This window comes from Candidatus Izemoplasma sp. (genome assembly GCF_982632705.1).
This window is the reverse complement of sequence record NZ_CEXEES010000077.1, coordinates 1-1,405: the sequence shown is the minus strand read 5'-3', so window position 1 is coordinate 1,405 and position 1,405 is coordinate 1. Positions and strand designations below refer to the sequence as shown.

Genomic DNA, 1,405 nt, shown 5'->3' with positions numbered 1-1,405 from the left:
CGTTCCTCATCAGACATATCAGCACTACGACCAGTCTTATCATGGATAGTTCCTGCTTCATTACGACCAGACAATTTGTCCATGTTGTTCTGTGCAGCATCTTCCAAGTTGAAACCATGTTCATGTGAGATCATAGCTAACATCCAAAGTACATCACCAACTTCGCTCATGAGGTTGTCGATATCCATAGGTACGCCTTTGCGCTTGCAACGAGCAAACTCGTGAACTAGCTCTCCACATTCCTCAGCTAAGCCTAATGGCAGGTAGTCAGCATCCTTATAAGATGCAGTTGTTCTTGCTTGTAATTCGTAGTCGCTGAACCACATTCCTTTAAATGTTTTAGACATATCGTCTCCTTATAAATTATTTGTATCGATGATTACGTTGACGTTTTCAGCGTTCCATAATCCTGTAGGTGAGATGTACAACTGACCTAAGCCAACTACATCCTCTAAATTAACTTTCAATCTTCTATCAAAGTCTGCTTCGTAAACTAGTTCAGAACAAGATAATGCTTCGATACCTAATCTGAACATGTTGTCATAGGGTACACCATCGAAACTCTTACATCTCTCTATGACTAGTGGAAGATAAAACTCATCGAAGTGTGGACAGCGTAACACAACTACTCTGTCTGCTTCGTAACACAAATCTGAAACACAACTTTTAGTATAGTTTGTATGTGTCATCTCACTCACTTCCCACTGCTTATCTTTAGAAACACATAATGCAGCATGGGAGAACTCACCACCTACTAAGAATGTAGATAATTTCTTTCGGTCAGTTGTAAGTATGATATCTCCTGGTTGTATAGCTTCATACACTTGGTGATACTTACGGCCTCTCATACTAGTATAATATGATGAGAACCTTATATACGGCAGAATACTGGTTAAGAACCAGTGGTAAGTGTGAGTACTCATTAGCCACATTTTAAATCTTGGTATAATCTTCATATTAATCCTATTTGTTGTTTTGTTAGAGAGTGAATTCACACATATTGGTTTGAAGGACAGTTTATCGACATGCCCAGAGGTCGGTTCGGTTAACTAAATAACCTGAACATTGCGTGGTGAGTTACCTCCACGACTTGACGCCTGCTCCCCGAGAGTAGTATCAATAGTGACATTGATGGTAGGGGATCGGTCGTAACTACGGTCCTAGCGTAGTGTTATTCTTAGTACTTATAGCACTTATCGAACCCACTCGTCAGAATGGGTTCTGTAAGTATTACTTAGTAGACTTTGGGGTCTTCTTAGTTACTTTCTTTTTAGCTGGAGCCTTCTTAGCAGCCTTTGCAGGTGCTTTCTTTGCTGGCTTAGGCGTTGCCTTAGCTTTAGCCTTAGCAGGCTTCTTAGCAGCCTTTGCAGGTGCTTTCTTTGCTGGCTTAGGCGTTGCCTTAGCT

Annotated in this window: 2 protein-coding genes; both read right to left on the bottom strand. The window is 41.0% G+C overall.

The genetic code is table 11. From position 1 onward, the window contains the following. Positions 1 to 326, bottom strand: a 326-nt coding sequence (locus AC2LE6_RS08205; protein ID WP_484478779.1) for a MazG nucleotide pyrophosphohydrolase domain-containing protein, incomplete at its 3' end; no start/stop codon positions are given. Between the two features lie 30 nt (positions 327 to 356). Then, the gene (locus tag AC2LE6_RS08200; RefSeq protein WP_484478772.1) at positions 357 to 824 is read right to left on the bottom strand and encodes a YiiX/YebB-like N1pC/P60 family cysteine hydrolase; all 468 of its coding nucleotides are present in this window, start codon (positions 822 to 824) and stop codon (positions 357 to 359) included. Between the last annotated feature and the right edge of the window lie 581 nt (positions 825 to 1,405).